14 protein-coding genes are annotated in these 14,001 nt (G+C 59.7%); 5 read left to right on the top strand and 9 right to left on the bottom strand.

Annotated elements, in window-relative coordinates; genetic code table 11:
- Positions 1-42 precede the first annotated feature (42 nt).
- Genes AC1DGC_RS08350 through AC1DGC_RS08360 form a run of 3 tightly spaced genes read left to right on the top strand, consistent with a single transcriptional unit; the run spans position 43 to position 1,805 of the window.
- Positions 43-906 (top strand): hypothetical protein, encoded by an 864-nt coding sequence (locus tag AC1DGC_RS08350; protein WP_478047638.1) that lies wholly within the window; start codon positions 43-45, stop codon positions 904-906.
- Positions 903-1,265, top strand: a complete 363-nt coding sequence (locus AC1DGC_RS08355) for a hypothetical protein (protein WP_478047639.1) — start codon at positions 903-905, stop codon at positions 1,263-1,265. Before AC1DGC_RS08350 ends, AC1DGC_RS08355 begins: the two co-directional genes overlap by 4 nt.
- A 45-nt stretch (positions 1,266-1,310) precedes the next feature.
- A complete protein-coding gene (locus tag AC1DGC_RS08360; protein WP_478047640.1) occupies positions 1,311-1,805 on the top strand; it encodes an ABC transporter permease in 495 nt (164 codons plus the stop codon).
- Positions 1,806-2,286: 481 nt separating this feature from the next.
- On the opposite strand, the gene hxsA is transcribed toward AC1DGC_RS08360, so the two are convergent.
- The 4 genes from hxsA to AC1DGC_RS08380 are packed head-to-tail and all read right to left on the bottom strand — an operon-like array spanning position 2,287 to position 5,905.
- A complete protein-coding gene (hxsA, locus tag AC1DGC_RS08365) occupies positions 2,287-2,958 on the bottom strand; it encodes a His-Xaa-Ser repeat protein HxsA (RefSeq protein ID WP_478047641.1) in 672 nt (223 codons plus the stop codon).
- A 2-nt stretch (positions 2,959-2,960) separates the two neighbouring features.
- A complete protein-coding gene (gene hxsC / locus AC1DGC_RS08370) occupies positions 2,961-4,130 on the bottom strand; it encodes a His-Xaa-Ser system radical SAM maturase HxsC (protein WP_478047642.1) in 1,170 nt (389 codons plus the stop codon).
- Positions 4,117-5,613 carry a His-Xaa-Ser system radical SAM maturase HxsB gene (hxsB, locus tag AC1DGC_RS08375; protein WP_478047643.1) on the bottom strand — a complete coding sequence of 499 codons (1,497 nt, stop codon included), beginning with the start codon at positions 5,611-5,613 and terminating at the stop codon, positions 4,117-4,119. The genes hxsC and hxsB overlap by 14 nt, the downstream gene beginning before the upstream one ends.
- Positions 5,600-5,905, bottom strand: a complete 306-nt coding sequence (locus tag AC1DGC_RS08380) for a hypothetical protein (protein ID WP_478047644.1) — start codon at positions 5,903-5,905, stop codon at positions 5,600-5,602. Before AC1DGC_RS08380 ends, hxsB begins: the two co-directional genes overlap by 14 nt.
- Before the next feature lie 323 nt (positions 5,906-6,228).
- Between AC1DGC_RS08380 and AC1DGC_RS08385 the strand changes: the two genes are divergently transcribed.
- On the top strand, positions 6,229-7,116 hold the full coding sequence (locus AC1DGC_RS08385) for an AbiTii domain-containing protein (protein WP_478047645.1): 888 nt from the start codon (positions 6,229-6,231) through the stop codon (positions 7,114-7,116).
- A 106-nt stretch (positions 7,117-7,222) separates the two neighbouring features.
- Here AC1DGC_RS08385 and AC1DGC_RS08390 read toward each other — a convergent pair whose 3' ends face one another.
- Complete coding sequence (locus AC1DGC_RS08390; RefSeq protein ID WP_478047646.1) at positions 7,223-8,260, bottom strand: hypothetical protein; 1,038 nt, start codon at positions 8,258-8,260, stop codon at positions 7,223-7,225.
- A gap of 901 nt (positions 8,261-9,161) precedes the next feature.
- Here AC1DGC_RS08390 and AC1DGC_RS08395 point away from each other — a divergent pair.
- Positions 9,162-9,776 (top strand): hypothetical protein, encoded by a 615-nt coding sequence (locus AC1DGC_RS08395; protein WP_478047647.1) that lies wholly within the window; start codon positions 9,162-9,164, stop codon positions 9,774-9,776.
- 129 nt (positions 9,777-9,905) lie between these two features.
- Here the strand turns inward: AC1DGC_RS08395 and AC1DGC_RS08400 are convergent, their stop codons facing one another.
- The 4 genes from AC1DGC_RS08400 to AC1DGC_RS08415 form a co-directional block, all read right to left on the bottom strand.
- Complete coding sequence (locus AC1DGC_RS08400) at positions 9,906-10,679, bottom strand: hypothetical protein (RefSeq protein ID WP_478047648.1); 774 nt, start codon at positions 10,677-10,679, stop codon at positions 9,906-9,908.
- An 85-nt stretch (positions 10,680-10,764) separates the two neighbouring features.
- Positions 10,765-11,730 (bottom strand): hypothetical protein, encoded by a 966-nt coding sequence (locus AC1DGC_RS08405; RefSeq protein ID WP_478047649.1) that lies wholly within the window; start codon positions 11,728-11,730, stop codon positions 10,765-10,767.
- Between the two features lie 158 nt (positions 11,731-11,888).
- Positions 11,889-12,257, bottom strand: a complete 369-nt coding sequence (locus tag AC1DGC_RS08410; protein ID WP_478047650.1) for an H-NS histone family protein — start codon at positions 12,255-12,257, stop codon at positions 11,889-11,891.
- Positions 12,258-12,378: 121 nt separating this feature from the next.
- Entirely contained in the window at positions 12,379-13,779 is a 1,401-nt protein-coding gene (locus tag AC1DGC_RS08415; RefSeq protein WP_478047651.1) for a site-specific integrase, read from the bottom strand.
- Positions 13,780-14,001: the final 222 nt, after the last annotated feature.

Genomic DNA, 14,001 nt, shown 5'->3' on the forward strand with positions numbered 1-14,001 from the left:
CGTAAGTCCGTGGCAAGTCCATCCAAAGGAACGAGGGGCTGTATGAAGAACGGGGCAGTTCTGGCTGGCGCGCTCGCGCTGGCCGTATCGACGGGCGCGAACGCCCAATCCACGACCGCATCGGGCCTGCTTCGGCAGATTGGTGGGGCCCTTTCTGGAAAGTCTGGGTCACAGGCCAAGGTGTCCCACCCCCTGTACGCCGAACCTGCCGGGATGTACTGGGACCTGGACGAGGACACCCTTGAGGGTGCCCAGCACCTGCGCGAAGGTCTGTCCTCCACTGGGGCGCAAGGGATCGACATGTGCGACATGGGCCTGTTGGCCATGGCCTATTCCTCCTACCAGTTGCGGCCTGACAAACGGCAGTGGTGCTTGCGGCAGGCGTGGGTGGGTGCAAAGAGGACGACTGGCAGCCAAGAGGCGGAGCCCTCCGCGGCGATGATCGAGAAGCGCTTCGGGCCTGCTTTCGACGCCCGGCTGGAGCGGTTCAAAGGGATTCGGCGGTATGCCGTTCGCCCGAACTTCAAGGCGCTGGGTGGGGTCAGCTACAACGCGGATCGGGGCGTCATGGAAGTGTTCGTTCCGATGCCGCAGATCTCGGTTGCTGGGTTGAGTGTCACGGGAAAAAACTTCGTCCCCTGGATCCGCAAGACGCCCACGGGCGTGTCCAGCCCTCCGAACGCGGGGCGCTACCGGTTGCTGATCCGGATGGACCCCGCTGAAGCGGCCAACCTCGCGCGGCAAGGGCGCTCTTTTCAGGACGACCGCGTGGTGTTCTCGGTCAATCGGGTTTGGATCGACGGCACGGAGCCCAAGATGGACGTGACCGTCGAGAAAGTGAGCTTGGGCTATCGGAACGAAACGATCGAAGTGGACGTCAACAAGAACCAAGGAGAAGGTGCATGAAGCGTGGAATGGTAGTCGCTGCAGTAGCCATTGTCGGCTTGGCCGCATGCAGCAAGGCGGAACAGGGACCGTCGGTGGAGCAGGTTGCAAAGGGGTACGAGCAGTATTTGAACGCGAACCTGATGGTCGAGCTGGGGCAGCGGGTGGAAGTGCGTGGCTGGGACGACTTGAACGCCGACTGCAATCCGAGCGGGCCCGAACGAACGACGTGCGTCACGGGCGGCACCCTCGATGTGATCGGTTTCCAAGGCGGTCGCCAACTGAGGGAGGCTCCTGCACCTGTGCCTGCCCGGGCAGACCTGGTGTTTGAAAAGCGGGCAGGGCAGTGGGTGCTCATCGACGCACAGAAGAAGCCCTGATCGGCCTCTGTAACCCGCCCTCGTTTTCGCTCATTTGGAGGTTCCATGAATGCCCATGTCCGCTCTCACTCGACCGCATCCCATATGCAGTGGGGCCTGCTCGCACCCGCAACGGTCCTCCTGGGCGGTGCTGGGCTGCTCGCCTTCGCAGGCGGTGCAGAAGTTTCTGGAGAGCTGGGACTTGCCTGGCAGGCTGTGGCGGCGTTCGCGGCCGGTGTCGGCGTGCTGACGCTCCTCCTGCTGCTTTACGTGCTGAACTGGCGGGCGGCGCGCGTCAGGGCAGCCAAGGCGGCCAACCCCTTCCTGGAACCGAAGCGCGGGGGCTTTTGGAAGGGGGCACTGATGGGGACGCTGGTTGTGGTGGCCGTGCAGATCGGAAGCATCGGGGTGGGGATCTTCCACCCTGGCCTGATCGAGTCGGAACGCAACTTCTTCGTGTCCGTCCCGCCCTTGGCGTTGGCCGCCCTCTACACCGTCTTCCCGATTGCGCCACTGGTGGGCGGGTTGATCGGGCGCGTGTGGCGCGCCACCAGCCTGTAGGGCGGGCCGGGGGCTTCTGACAGACATCAAAGGGGGCAAATGCCCCCTTTTTGCGGTTCGTGGAAGATGCCGGCGAAGATGGCCGCCTACGTCCTTCGATGCTCGATCAAAGCCGTCCGGTAGTTCTCGCAGGCGTCCCTGAGGCCCGTTTTGGCCGCAGCGATCAACGCGTCGGTGCTCATGACGGAAGCCTCGCTCCGTTCGATGATCAAGATAGGAAGGACGTCCATGGCCTGTTGCCAGTCGTGCTCCGAGCCTCTGTGCTGCTTGTTGTTGCAATTGTGGTTCATCGTCTCTGCTCCCTTTAAAGATGGAAGCATCTAACCATGTGCGCAAAGCTGCGCAAGGTCCACATAGGAGCGGATCTGCAGATGTGTCGAGCTGTTTGTGATTCGGTCCTTAAATGCCACGGGTGTCTCACTCTTCTGGAGGCCGTTCGCTTTTTGGCCTCTCGGAGCCGCGGGATTAAAGGTGTTGAGGGCTAGATCCGCACGCCAAGCGCGTCCAGGGTGGGAGTCGTCATCGTTCCGGTTGCCCGGATGCCGTGGGCCAATTGGAACATTCGCAGCGCCGATTGGGTCTCAGGAGTGAGGACCCCGTCGATGGCACCTGGATCGTAGCCCTTGGAATAGAGCGCTGCCTGGACACGCATGATCAGCAGCTTGAGCGCATCGGCGTCCCGTCCCTCCGTTACCGGCTTGTCGTAGGTGCCGGGCTCCAAGGTCAGGTTGTTCGTGGATCTCGAGTTTGCTCGGGTGGCTGGATCCAGATTCTGGGTCGGGTAGCTATTCAAATGGCTGCCGCCACTGCTGCCCGTGCCAGTGGTTCGCGGGGCTGCTGGGGCCACCGGTGCTGCTGGCGTGGTGTAGCGGGTGGGCGGTGGGGTATAGGTCGCCGGTGGCGGCGTATAGGAGCGATACGAGCTTCCCGACCCGGACGAATGGGAGCGATGGGAACTGTGTGATCGGTGAGAGCTGTGGCTGCGGTGCCCTGCATACAGGTTGTGCCGACCTGCATTCAGCGACGTGCTCAGGACGGTCGCGTATTTCCCGTCCATCTCGGAGAGCCTGGAAAGGTCGGACTGGCCCTTAGGCGGCTCCGTGCCCAAGGATCCTAGGGTGGCTGCGCCGACGATCATCAGTGCGTTGGACATGATCAGGTTTCCAGGACAGGAGAGATGGACCGGCTGGTCCAAGCCGGTGTGACCCACGAGAAGAAGCCGCCGCACCGCTGCCGAACCGAGCAGCCGTCACAAGCGGGCAGGTAGTCGTTCTTCCAAGGCGAAATGCTCTGCACGGCGTAGGGCCAAAGCGATCGGTCCAACGCGCACAGGGGCAAGTTGTAGAGCGAGACCGGAATTCCGCCCTCGGCCAGTAGCTCCACCGCTTCGGACAGGACGTCGCCGTAGTCCGCCGGATCGGCCCAAAGCTCACGCTGATGCGCTTTGGCAAAGCCGATGGGCTCGATGCCCATCAGTGCAACGTGTTCAACGAAGGGCAGGTTTCGCCAGATGTAGCGGGCCAGCTGTGCCAGGCGCTCGACCGTGGGCTTGACCAACACGACCCGTATCTCCACCCGTTGCTGAGCGGCTTCCAATGCGTAAAGCCCACGAAGGGTCTGAGCGAACGCACCCTCGCTTTGCACCACGTAGTCGTGCAAAGCATAGCGGTCGCCGTAGAGCGGAATGCCCCAGCTCAGGTTGGGATGGAGGCCTGCAAATTTGGCATGCAGGCCAGGCTCACGCAGGCGACCGTTGGACAAGATGTGGAGGTGGGTGTCGGGCAGCACGTGCGCGCATTTGGCCACCACGTCGACCAATCCGTCACCCAGCAGGGTCGGTTCCCCGCCGCTGATCGCCAGCGAAGGTTCCTCCGGATCGATGAGGTCGATCAGGTCCAGGAGGTGCCTCACCCGCCAATCGTCTTGTACGTCTCGGGGCGGCTGAGAGCACATCAGGCAGTAGCTGTTGCAGCGCTCGGTGGCGAACAAGACATTGCCGGTGTCTCCGCGCCGGTAGCGGATGGCCACTTTCTTCTGCAGGGGATTGAGCTCCACCACATCCCCAGGCTTGCAAACACCCGGCGGTCCTTCCAAGTGAACGAGAGGGACCTCACTGGGTGAGCGCAACCCGCTCGAGGGCAAGACTGCACCCCAAGGCAGGTTTAGCAGCTCATTGCTGGCGTGGTCCGCTGGGACGCCCCGCAGGTCCAGGGCCAAGCGCTCGAAGGGAAGTGGTGATTGGGCAAACTCTGCCAGCGACACGACCTTGAGCAGGCTGGCCTTCGCTGACGGCGCCAGCTCGGCTCTGGTTTCAAGCGGCAGCATGGACGGGGTCCTCCACCGGCGGCTTCGGATTGGCCCAGGAGCGCATCAACCCTTGGATGTTCCGGTCAGCCTTCTCGTATCGCTCCAGCAGGAAATCAAAGAGCCCCATGTTCCGCCGGCAGAAGTCGCTGCTGGGCCGATGGCCGATAGGATCTCCTTGGCGGGCGTAGTGCTCGATCGGATCGGCGCCGCACATCGGCACAAACGCGCAGTCGGAGCACGTGGGTAGGGCCTCGGCGACCCCAGCGTCCAGCAAGCGGGCCATGGCGGGCGAGGACAGCCATTGGCTGACCGGTTGGCTGACGTGGCCCAAGGCAAAGGCATGGTCCCCCATGGCGGCCAGCATGCGTGCCTCGTCCGACGGATAGACCCGTCCGTCGTGGTCATAGATGACGGCGCCCAACCCGGCTCCGGAGGGCGATCGGAGATCGACGTAGCCGTGCCCCAAGGACGTGAAGAGCTGGGAGAGAAGGAGAGACGCGTAGGACTCTTCCATGGCGTAGCCGGCCAGGTTCACCGACAGCAAGTGGTCGAAGGCGCGCCGGTAGAAGGCCAGGAAGTCTTCCGTGGGGTAGCCGGTGCGCCGGGCCGTCTTGGTGGCGAAGCCGTAGGGGCTCAACGGACGTAGGGAGATGCTGTGGAATCCCAGCTTCCGGTATTCGTCGATGATGGTCTCAGGAACCTCGAGGCTCTGGCGGGTCAGCGTCGTCAGCGCCGAGACGCCATCGTCTCCCAGCCAACGGCGCCCGCGTTCAATCCCCTCCACAGTCCGCCGGTAGCTGTCGCGGCCGGGCCGGGGGCGATTGGCGTTGTGAAGCCATTCGGGACCGTCCAGTGACGTAGACAGCTTGAAGCGATGTTCGGTCAGAAACGCCAGCTGGTCGTCGGTGAGGTCATGCAGAGTGGATGCCAGCACGAAGCGCAGGGTGCGTCGGGCGCTCCGATTGCGCTCGACGATCCGCCGGGTGATGGCCTTCACTTGCTCAAAATTGAGCAGGGGCTCACCCCCTTGGAACTCGATCGTCAGTTCTTGGCTCGGCCATTCGAACAACCGTTCCACCGCCTGTTCGGCGTGCGCACCTTCCATGTCAAACGCAGTGGCGCTCGTCTCCTGCCGGGACACTTGGCAGTAATTGCAGGTGTGATGGCAACGCAGCGACACCACGAAGATGTGCAGAGCGGGTCCACCCATCAGGTAGGACTTTCGGCTTCGAAGTTGACTAAGCAGTGGCGCCAAGCTGCTTCGGTCGGTCCCGGCGACGGCCAGGTGCCGGGCTTCCAAATCCGCAAAAAGGGCGGATTCAGTCGGCAACCAGTGGGTCACCAGGCGCTGAACGTCCTCCATCTTCATCAGGAGCCAGTCGCCTGCCATCGAGGAGACGAAGGCCCGATCGTGATCCCACGGCAGGCGCCGGAACCGCAGAGGCAACAGTTGGTAGTCCGATGGGGCGGCAAAAGCCTCAGCGGACCTAAACCTCGACATGGGGCATCACCGGCTGTGCCTGGTTCAGCGCTGCGCGAAGCAGCTCCTGCTGCAACCCGCTAGTTTCAGCTCGGACCGTCGCTCGCAGGCGTTCGTCCAGCAAGTCTCGGGAAAACCGGGCCCAGAGGTCCTCTGGCAACTGAGAGCCGTCCAGGGACCAAAAGATGACAGTAAGGTTGGCACCTTGGCTGCGCAGCTCGACACCAAGCTCGCCGCCATAGCGATGCGCGGCCCGAGCGGCTACATCGTCCGAATACAGTGCACGGTCAATAGCAAATTCCGAGCGTTCCATTGCTCATCCCCCTTGGATGAGTGAACTGTGCTCCTGAGCACGCGATGTTGCAAGTCACCGGATGCATAAGTAATTCCGTGGGCTCAGTTCCTACCTTGGTTCCATTGACGAGCGCGCTGCGGAGTTCGTAAGGTCAACCAGCGGATGCAGTCGAAGCGCACCGAGGGAAACTGGTCCCGTTCCAAGGGAAACCGATGGCTAGGCCTTTACTCTCTCCCGCGGGCAGGGCGGGCGCTCACTTGGATGGGTTCAACACCGTATCAGCCCTTAGTGGCGGATTTTCATCGCTACCGGCATACTTCTCCCAACAATGAGGGGTCGGTATGGGAAGCTTGGTTCACGAGATACAGCTAGACGCCGCTAATGCAGAGGTAAGTGTAAGCGCCCTGCTTCGAAAGGCCCTAATTGTCTCAACCAAGCTGAACGTCTTTGAGGATGTCGCGTGGATCAAAGCCGAGTTGTCCGGTTACGGCGACGGCATTGGAGTAGAGATACCCGTATACCGACACCTGCGTGGCACACCGCAAGTTCGCAATCCGTACCATGGCTACATTCCGCTGCAGATGCCTCCAGAGACGCAGGAAGTTCTCTGCAAGGTTCCTTTGAATTTCAGCGTTGCTGAGATCGAGGCTGTGCTGAACCAAAACGACGGCAATGTACGCCTAACGTTCAGCGCGAAGGTTACAGATTATCTGCTGCGTAGCATGGACGTACCCATGCAGCCAGTGCTGTCGTTTTCGGCGAGCGCATTTGTAAAGGTGTTGGACTGCGTACGAAACAGGGTTTTGCAGTGGTCGCTCGACCTTGAAAGCGCTGGGGTATTGGGCGATGGGCTGAGCTTCACGCCCGTCGAGGTGCAGGCGGCACAACAGGTGACTCATAACACCATCACCATTGGTACGATGAACAATTCCCAGCTCCAGCAACTTTCATCGGGTAGTCAATCATTGCGCATTGAGGAGCATCGGCAGCAGCTGTCGTCGTTTCTTGCAGACATCAAGGAGGCCGCCGCGGTATTGGGCCATGCTTCCCAAGCGAGTGTCGATGCAGACACTGTTCTGGTTCAATTGCAGTCCGCGAAACCAAACCGTTCCATCATTGAGGCTTCCTTGAAGTCACTTCGGTCGGTACTGGAAGGTGCGGCAGGAGGGGCGTTGGCAGAGTACATCCCAAGGCTGGTCGCGCTCATGGCAGCAATTGGCGTGAGTTGAATGTCCGGCAAAGGCCGCAGTTCCGGATAGGGGGTGCCGGCAAGACTCGTTCGTCCGCATGCTATTTGCCGCAAATTTCGGGTGTGGATTGGAGCTGAAGGGGTGGCTATAAGGTCATGCCAGTGCGTGCTGATTCTATTTTTGTTATTCCTTCTTTGACGGTATTCGCATATCCCTTCGTTGCCGTATTAACGCTGTCGACCACTGTGGTGACAGATGGTTCGATGTTCATTCCACTTTCTGGGGGCGAGCCCGAATGGACTGAGAGTATTGGCATCACGTCCGACGTCGTTTTCGTAAACTCTCCAACTTGTCCGCCTTCCAAGGTGAGCCAGCCGGGCGCTTTAAAGCCTGGTTGTACTGCGGCGCCAAGGGAAAGTAATTGCGCCAAGTCAATTGTATCTTTCTCGCGCACCAAGTCCTGTGATTTCTTTCCTGTCCACTTTTTATCCGCGAGTGACAATATTGTTGCGCGTGTGGCTTCGGATTCCGCGTCGATTTCCGCCCTTAGTTCGGCCGAAATGCTCTTATCATGTTCAGAAACGCTCTCAATTATCAAGGGGATGTTGCTTAGGGGGATGCAAAATGATGAGGTTTCGCTGTAGCCGCAGTAGTGGACCCAATCCAGGCAGTTCTCCTTTGTCAATTTGGAACTTATGTTGTTGCCATACTCCGCAAGCCTAAGTAGCTGGGGTTGTGGCGTCTTTCCGTCGCGAGCGGGGGCCATCTGATGAATAGATATGCTCCCATTCTTGTTGCATATCTTTGCTTGGAACACGGCGACGCGAGCTTGACCGTTTGGCAGGTGGATGAGAATCGCGAAGTCAGCCCCGGTGGCACTTTCGCTCTTTGAATCGCGCGAGCTCTTTGAGTACGTCGCGTGATCGAATCCCGGCATGTGGATTGCCGGGAAGAGCAGGCTGAGCCAAGGGATGTTGCCCATAAATATTCCAGCAAGTGCGGAGGTAAATTCTTCCTCCTTTAATTGCGTCTCGCTGTGCTTGGCCTGCAGGCGAATCGCTGCGATCAGAAGCGCTGCAGACAAGGGTGTGGGGTCAACAATATGAGATACTTCGCCTACGCAAGCCGTAATAACTTCCTTGACTTTAAGGGTGCACTCCTCGTCTGGCCATGCGAAGCTCATCGTCGGCTGCTGCGGTCGTCGTGAAACATGGAGACTCCGTCCTCATCTGGCAATGACTCCTTAGTATCATAAGCAGGGTGAGGCCCGCAATGGAACCGTGCTCGGCAGTCAGGTGTCTCGCTTCAGATCTCCATGTAAGGGGTAGCTGAATGTCGTAGTTTCTTTGATACAATTGGCGCGAGGGGAGAAACCTCTTTCCTTCTGCCCAGCGCTGGAATACTCGCCTGTCTCTGGCGTTAAGCGTTTTCGCCGCCTCACAGATTCCCCTCGCAAGGAGCAATTTGTAGACGGCCTTCTTTGCCACCGCATCCCAGTGATCTTCTGCTTCGCCCAGCGTGGCAAAGGAGAGTGACTCCGGCTGAGGATGCGCGTGAGTGGTCTGCCAGGGCAATTGTTCTCCCTCGAGGTAATTGACGGTAACCCCGAAATTGGCGAGTTCAGTTATGCGGGCCTGTAATTCCATGATTCGTGGCTGCCAGAAAAGGTTTTAATAGCTGGATTGGATGATTTGTCAATCCTGTGTGGCCTGAGGCCTTTGATTTTTGGATGTGTTTTGTCTGTCGACAAAGTCTCGCCTTTGGCGAGTTAGGATTGCCCGCCAACTCGGAGCATCCCCTGCTATTGCGCTGTGTCCTCGCTATTTCTCCTGCGCGCATGGACCATCCGCCAGTCGCACGTTGAACTCCATCCATCGTTGATCATTAACTTCGGCGTGTGGGTGGGGGCGGCATTGATGGTCCGCAACCCGGATTTCTGAATACTATCTTGCCCCATTGGGCTTCCTACTCGACCTCGCATGCCTCAAGGCGCGCGCCAACTGTTCTAGGGAGAGTTCGATAGGAGGGCTCGACAGGTGTGGGGGGAGATTGGATAGTGGGGGACAGGCCGCCAGACTTTGCCCATGAGCATCCTCAACGTTTTGCTGAGCGCTGACCAGTTGGTTGTGACGGTGGATACCTGGGCGGAGGACGCCCTAAGCGGCCAAGCGTCGGCAGGGGCGAAGGTGCTGCTCATTCCTCAGCACCAGATCTTGCTGGCGACCCGAGGGTCGGCCCAGTTCTTCCTGCGCATCTACCAGCTCTCGTTGGAAGCCAGTTTTCGAGCGGACTTCACCTTGGAGCAGCTGACGGCGGAGTTGGGGCGGGTCATTGACCAGCTTTGGCCGAACTACGCCAAAGCCGTGGCTGAAGCGGGCTTGCCGGCAGAATACTGCACCACGGAGCTGGTGCTGGGCGGATGGTCCCCCAAAAGCGGACGCATGATGGCCACCGCCTATGCCAAACACGACGCGGAGGTGCCTGCGGTGGTCCAGCCGATCACGGGGCAGCTCTCGTCGCCTGGTGAGCCCTTGCAGGATTGGCCGCCCTCAATGGCAACGCCGGCCCTGTTCGAGGCGGGCCGGCGGCAGGCGCAGTGGCTAAACGAAAGGGCGGGCAGGCGAGTGGCCGGAGGACGGTTGTTACTGGGGTTCCTTCAGCCGGGCCAGGCCGTCGTGAAAGACCTCGGCGCTCTTTAAAAACGGGACCATCGCTTGCCTGGCTAGAAAAGCCAAGGATCCGTGGCTCGGACGGACCAGGCCGCTGGAGGACACGGCGGGACCTGATGGGCAGGGACTTCGTGTCCGGGCAGGTTTGAGGGGGCGTGCTCAGCTCTGATCGATTTCTGAGTACAGTCGATCGATCTCTGCGCGTTCTTCGTCGGTGTAAGGGCGGCCTAGATAGAGTCCTGAATAGTCCATCGCAAGCGCGATAAATCGGTGTGCAACTTGCGCGGCGGCCGGATTAGACAAGTCAAGGAAGGCACAAAACGCATGCCCCGTTTGGGCCGCCAGCTTGCCTAATTCTTCCAAAAGTGCGCGCAGCGCCGTTAAATCGAGAAACGGTCCGTTGTGCGCGTCCATACCCATGGGCCGAAGCATCGCAAACCCTTCGACCGAGGGGTGTCCAGCCAGGCTGGAAAACGTGGCATAGATCTGTTCGCGCCGACTGCGTGCGACTCCCATGTCCGCGTCCAAGCGCTTCCTAACCGCTGCAGGAGAGAAGAGTGCCTTCTTCGTCTTGCGGTCAGCCGTACGCCACATGGCAATGTGGGCAGGGTCAAGGTAGAAGGCGTTGATCAAGTAGGTGGTTTCAACAACGTCTCGGAGAAGGAGCGCAGCCGCTTGGTAGTAGCCCGAGGCCGTCAACTTCCATGACCCAGCAAAGTGATTGAAACAGCGTATTGCGAGGTGGCTCACGGTACGCTCGTCATCATTGGCTTGGTGGTGCTGGCGGAGCACGTCCAGAACGTCCATGGCCCGCTCTACCAACGCCAAGTGATCTGAAAGATCTCGATGGGATGCGATCAGAGCAATGGAGCGCTCATGAAGTTCCTCTTCGCCTTGATGAAGCAGTTTCATGTTGCGCGGGATGTCGAACATCCTGGTTCCTTCAGCAAGCAGGGAGTGATTCGTTTCGCCGAGCCATTCTTTTCATTTCCGAGCACAACAAGCCGGTTCTAGATTGCTAGAGTCGACACAACTCTATGGAAGAGGCCGTCGTCCTTCCGATCCATTCTTCCTGAGCAGGCAGCAAGTGGGGCGGCACTCTGGAGGTGGCCCTTTCGTTGTGGATCACTGCGGACAAATGAGCAGCGGGAAAGTGCGGCGCGCTGCTGGAGAGCAGTGCTGCCTCTTGAAGGTCAAGCGCCCAAACTGCTGAAACGGGATCATATGCAGGATTGAGAAAACTGTCCGCAGGCACGCCCACCCTTCCGCCGGCTTGGCCGGCTTGGCCGGCTTTGCTCAGCGAAGGTCGGTGGGCATGGTCTGAATGGAGCGCCTGCCCGGTGGAGCGGCTTAGATGCAACTGCTGCGGTCCAATCGCATAGACCACTTCACCAGCCACAGGTGCTTGGCTGATGCCGTTTAGCGAACGAAAGGCGCCCTGCAGGAGATGCTGGTTAATTGCGACAACGTAGCTCTCGCCTGGCAACACGATGCCTTTGGCCAAATAGCCGGCGCTCTTCCCTGGACCTCCCACAAGTTTCTGGTGCTTTTCCTTCAGCGCGCTGGTGTAGCGCAATGCGATCGCTTCGTGGGGATAGGTCCACACGCCTTCTTGGTGGGACACGTTCAGCCAGTGAGGGTCGATCCCCTTGGGCTCGGGAGTAACCAGCTCGATCCACACCGAATGACCGTTCTTCGCTGCGTTGAAGTCCGGTCCAGCAGGGGCGCTGGTCAACGAGAAGCCATCATCCCAAAGGTACTTTGCCAAGAGCATCTCCGCGAGCCTTTGGTGGTGTTCCGCGTGAGAACCCCGAGCCAGAAGTCTGGAGAAATGAGGGTCGGCCAACCCCATCTGGTGAAACTGGTCAAACAGTGTTGACAGCGTCTGAAGCACCTCCAAGCGTCGCCGCAGCGGAGGCTTGGTCCACCGTTGGCCCACCCTGTCGAGGAACTCTACCTTGAGCACGCCTGCGAGTGGGCGCATGTCCTGTCCTGAAAAGTTGGGTGGAACCGATCGGTGCATTCGCTCGAGCGTATCCGCCGTTCATGGCAACCGGTCTCAGACCTTCCCATGCGCCCGCGTGCGTGCCGACAAAGGTCCTGGCCGTTGATTCGCCTTCGATCTTCGACCTGCACTTTGGACTACTTGATCAAGAACTCGCTGGGCTCTTTCCCCTTCTGGACCAGCGCAGCAAGCCACCTCGGTTGGCGGCCTCGGCCGGACCACGTTTCGCTAAGGTTGGCTGGATTGCGGTACTTGGGAGCGACCTTGCTTCCGGCCGACTTCGTGGGCTTGCGGCCGGTGCGCTTCTTGGAGGTCTCGGAAGAGGCCGTTGAAACCGCTCCGTAAAGCTCCTCAATCGTGTAACCGTGGTCTTTGACGTATTGGTTGATCTTGGCTCGCATGGCGGCAGCCTTGGGCCGAGTCAGCACCTTGGTTTGCTGCTTCTCTGCCTGAGTAATGAGGGCTTTGAGTTCTTTTGCCGACAGGCCGCTGACATCAATGGTCATCTGTGTGGTCCAAGCGTAGAGGGCTTTAGCGTAATTCCAAATGGAATTCGATGCGAACGTGCCCTGATCAGCCTAGGCCCCCTCCAGAACTTGGCTGGGGCCTGGGCAACAGCTGCTGGTATCACGGATGGAACTTGCTCGGGTCCTTCAACTGCTCGGCAAATTGTCCGCGCTCGTAGCGCGGCAGTTCCACGTTGGGCTGATACAACTCCAGGGCGCTGATCTGCTTGCTCCGGGTCACCTGCGGTTTCTTGTGGAGGTAGTGCTTGCGCAACACCTGGACCCGGTCCCGGGGATCGGTGCTGTGGCCGGTGACCAGTGCAATCTCTCTCTCCGGAACATCGTTCACATCAAGCTCGGTCGCCAGGGTGTGGCGGAAGGCATGGAACCCGATCCCTTTGGCGAACCCAAGGCTCTTCAAGTAGCGGCCGAAATCCACCACGAATTGCTGGCTGTAGCGGGCGTTGGTCTCTCCGGTCTTCCGGTTCACGCCGGCAGAGAGGAGGGGGAACAGCCGCGGGTGGCCAGTCGCCCTCATGTCTTCGACGAACTCGAGAAAGCCCGCGTCCAATAGAGGCTTGGGGATGGGGACGATGCGCATGCAGCCGGCTCCCTTCATGCTTTGCCGGCTCCGCCGTTGGCGCTTCGGATCCGAGGCGAGGTCTTCATCGATGGTCTTTTGGAAGGCGATACACCAGATGCCGCGCTCCTGGAGGATGTCGGTCAGCTTCAGCTGGCACACCTCATTGACGCGAGCGCCCGTGTAGAGGCCAATCATCGGTGCCCACCAGTGCTGCGGCTTTCTCGCCCAAGGGATGAATGCGGCCGGGTCGAAGATGGCCTGCAGGTCTCCGTCCTCGAACAGGCGGATGGCCTTGTCGGGATCGATGGCGTGATCTTCTTTTGGTTTGCGGAAGGCCTTCATGGTCGAGGACGCGATGGCTTGCCCGTTGACCAGGTGGTTGAAGAAAGCAACCAAGAAGCGGCGGTGGCGCTCTTCGGTGGCCGGAGCCAAGGCCGGTACGTCCTGCTCCTTCCCCAAAGTGATCGCGTCATCGAAGCTGAGGCGTTTCAGCAAGGGATCCGACAACAGGTTTTTCGGAGCCCAGCGCAGCAGCTGCCACAATGCTTGGATATGCTTGTAATCCACGCGGCAGGCCGAAATGTTGCCGCAGGTCAGCAGGAGGAGCTTGAGGGTGCGCTCCGTGGCCAGCACTGTCTTGGGGTCCAGCTGCCGGCGGCGCATGTCCGCGAGGTGATCATCGATCTCTTTGGCCAAGGGACGCGCCGGTGTACCCATGGGCAGCTGCTGGGGATACCGGGTTCCGTTCTTCAGCGCGCTCTTGCGGCCGATTTCGTCCAGCGCTGTCAGGATGCATTCCTGAAGATTGATTGCAGCTTCGCGACCTTGAATCGTAGCTCGTTCAATCCGGAAACGACCAATGTGGATGCCCTCCAGATGAAGGGTGCCAAAGGGTGCGGCAATGTAATCGGTGAGTGCTGCGGAGGGTAGAGCGGTCATTGGTTCACTTCCATCTGGGGGATGGAAGTACGGATAAAACAGGCCGCAAATTCGTCAACCGGGTTGATACAAAAATTTTCGCCCTACTGAACGCCCCTAGACGTTGCTCCGGCTGCGAGGGTGCCCTCACCAACCCCCTAAATAAGTTATCTCCGTGAAGCCCTATAAAAAAAGGGATTTCGAGCGATTTTCAAGCAATCAATAGCAGTCAATTGCGTACTG

Source organism: Stenotrophomonas sp. 05N37, from assembly GCF_056397365.1.

Excerpts from the sequence above, each read along its gene's own strand:
- hxsC (WP_478047642.1), bottom strand. The coding sequence starts at position 4,130 with ATGCTGCCGCTTGAAACCAGAGCCGAGCTGGCGCCGTCAGCGAAGGCC.
- AC1DGC_RS08400 (WP_478047648.1), bottom strand. The coding sequence starts at position 10,679 with ATGTTCGACATCCCGCGCAACATGAAACTGCTTCATCAAGGCGAAGAG.
- AC1DGC_RS08410 (WP_478047650.1), bottom strand. The coding sequence starts at position 12,257 with ATGACCATTGATGTCAGCGGCCTGTCGGCAAAAGAACTCAAAGCCCTC.
- AC1DGC_RS08405 (WP_478047649.1), bottom strand. The coding sequence starts at position 11,730 with ATGCGCCCACTCGCAGGCGTGCTCAAGGTAGAGTTCCTCGACAGGGTG.
- AC1DGC_RS08390 (WP_478047646.1), bottom strand. The coding sequence starts at position 8,260 with ATGAGCTTCGCATGGCCAGACGAGGAGTGCACCCTTAAAGTCAAGGAA.
- AC1DGC_RS08355 (WP_478047639.1), top strand. The coding sequence starts at position 903 with ATGAAGCGTGGAATGGTAGTCGCTGCAGTAGCCATTGTCGGCTTGGCC.
- AC1DGC_RS08350 (WP_478047638.1), top strand. The coding sequence starts at position 43 with ATGAAGAACGGGGCAGTTCTGGCTGGCGCGCTCGCGCTGGCCGTATCG.
- AC1DGC_RS08395 (WP_478047647.1), top strand. The coding sequence starts at position 9,162 with ATGAGCATCCTCAACGTTTTGCTGAGCGCTGACCAGTTGGTTGTGACG.
- hxsA (WP_478047641.1), bottom strand. The coding sequence starts at position 2,958 with ATGTCCAACGCACTGATGATCGTCGGCGCAGCCACCCTAGGATCCTTG.
- AC1DGC_RS08360 (WP_478047640.1), top strand. The coding sequence starts at position 1,311 with ATGAATGCCCATGTCCGCTCTCACTCGACCGCATCCCATATGCAGTGG.
- AC1DGC_RS08380 (WP_478047644.1), bottom strand. The coding sequence starts at position 5,905 with ATGGAACGCTCGGAATTTGCTATTGACCGTGCACTGTATTCGGACGAT.
- AC1DGC_RS08415 (WP_478047651.1), bottom strand. The coding sequence starts at position 13,779 with ATGACCGCTCTACCCTCCGCAGCACTCACCGATTACATTGCCGCACCC.
- AC1DGC_RS08385 (WP_478047645.1), top strand. The coding sequence starts at position 6,229 with ATGGGAAGCTTGGTTCACGAGATACAGCTAGACGCCGCTAATGCAGAG.
- hxsB (WP_478047643.1), bottom strand. The coding sequence starts at position 5,613 with ATGTCGAGGTTTAGGTCCGCTGAGGCTTTTGCCGCCCCATCGGACTAC.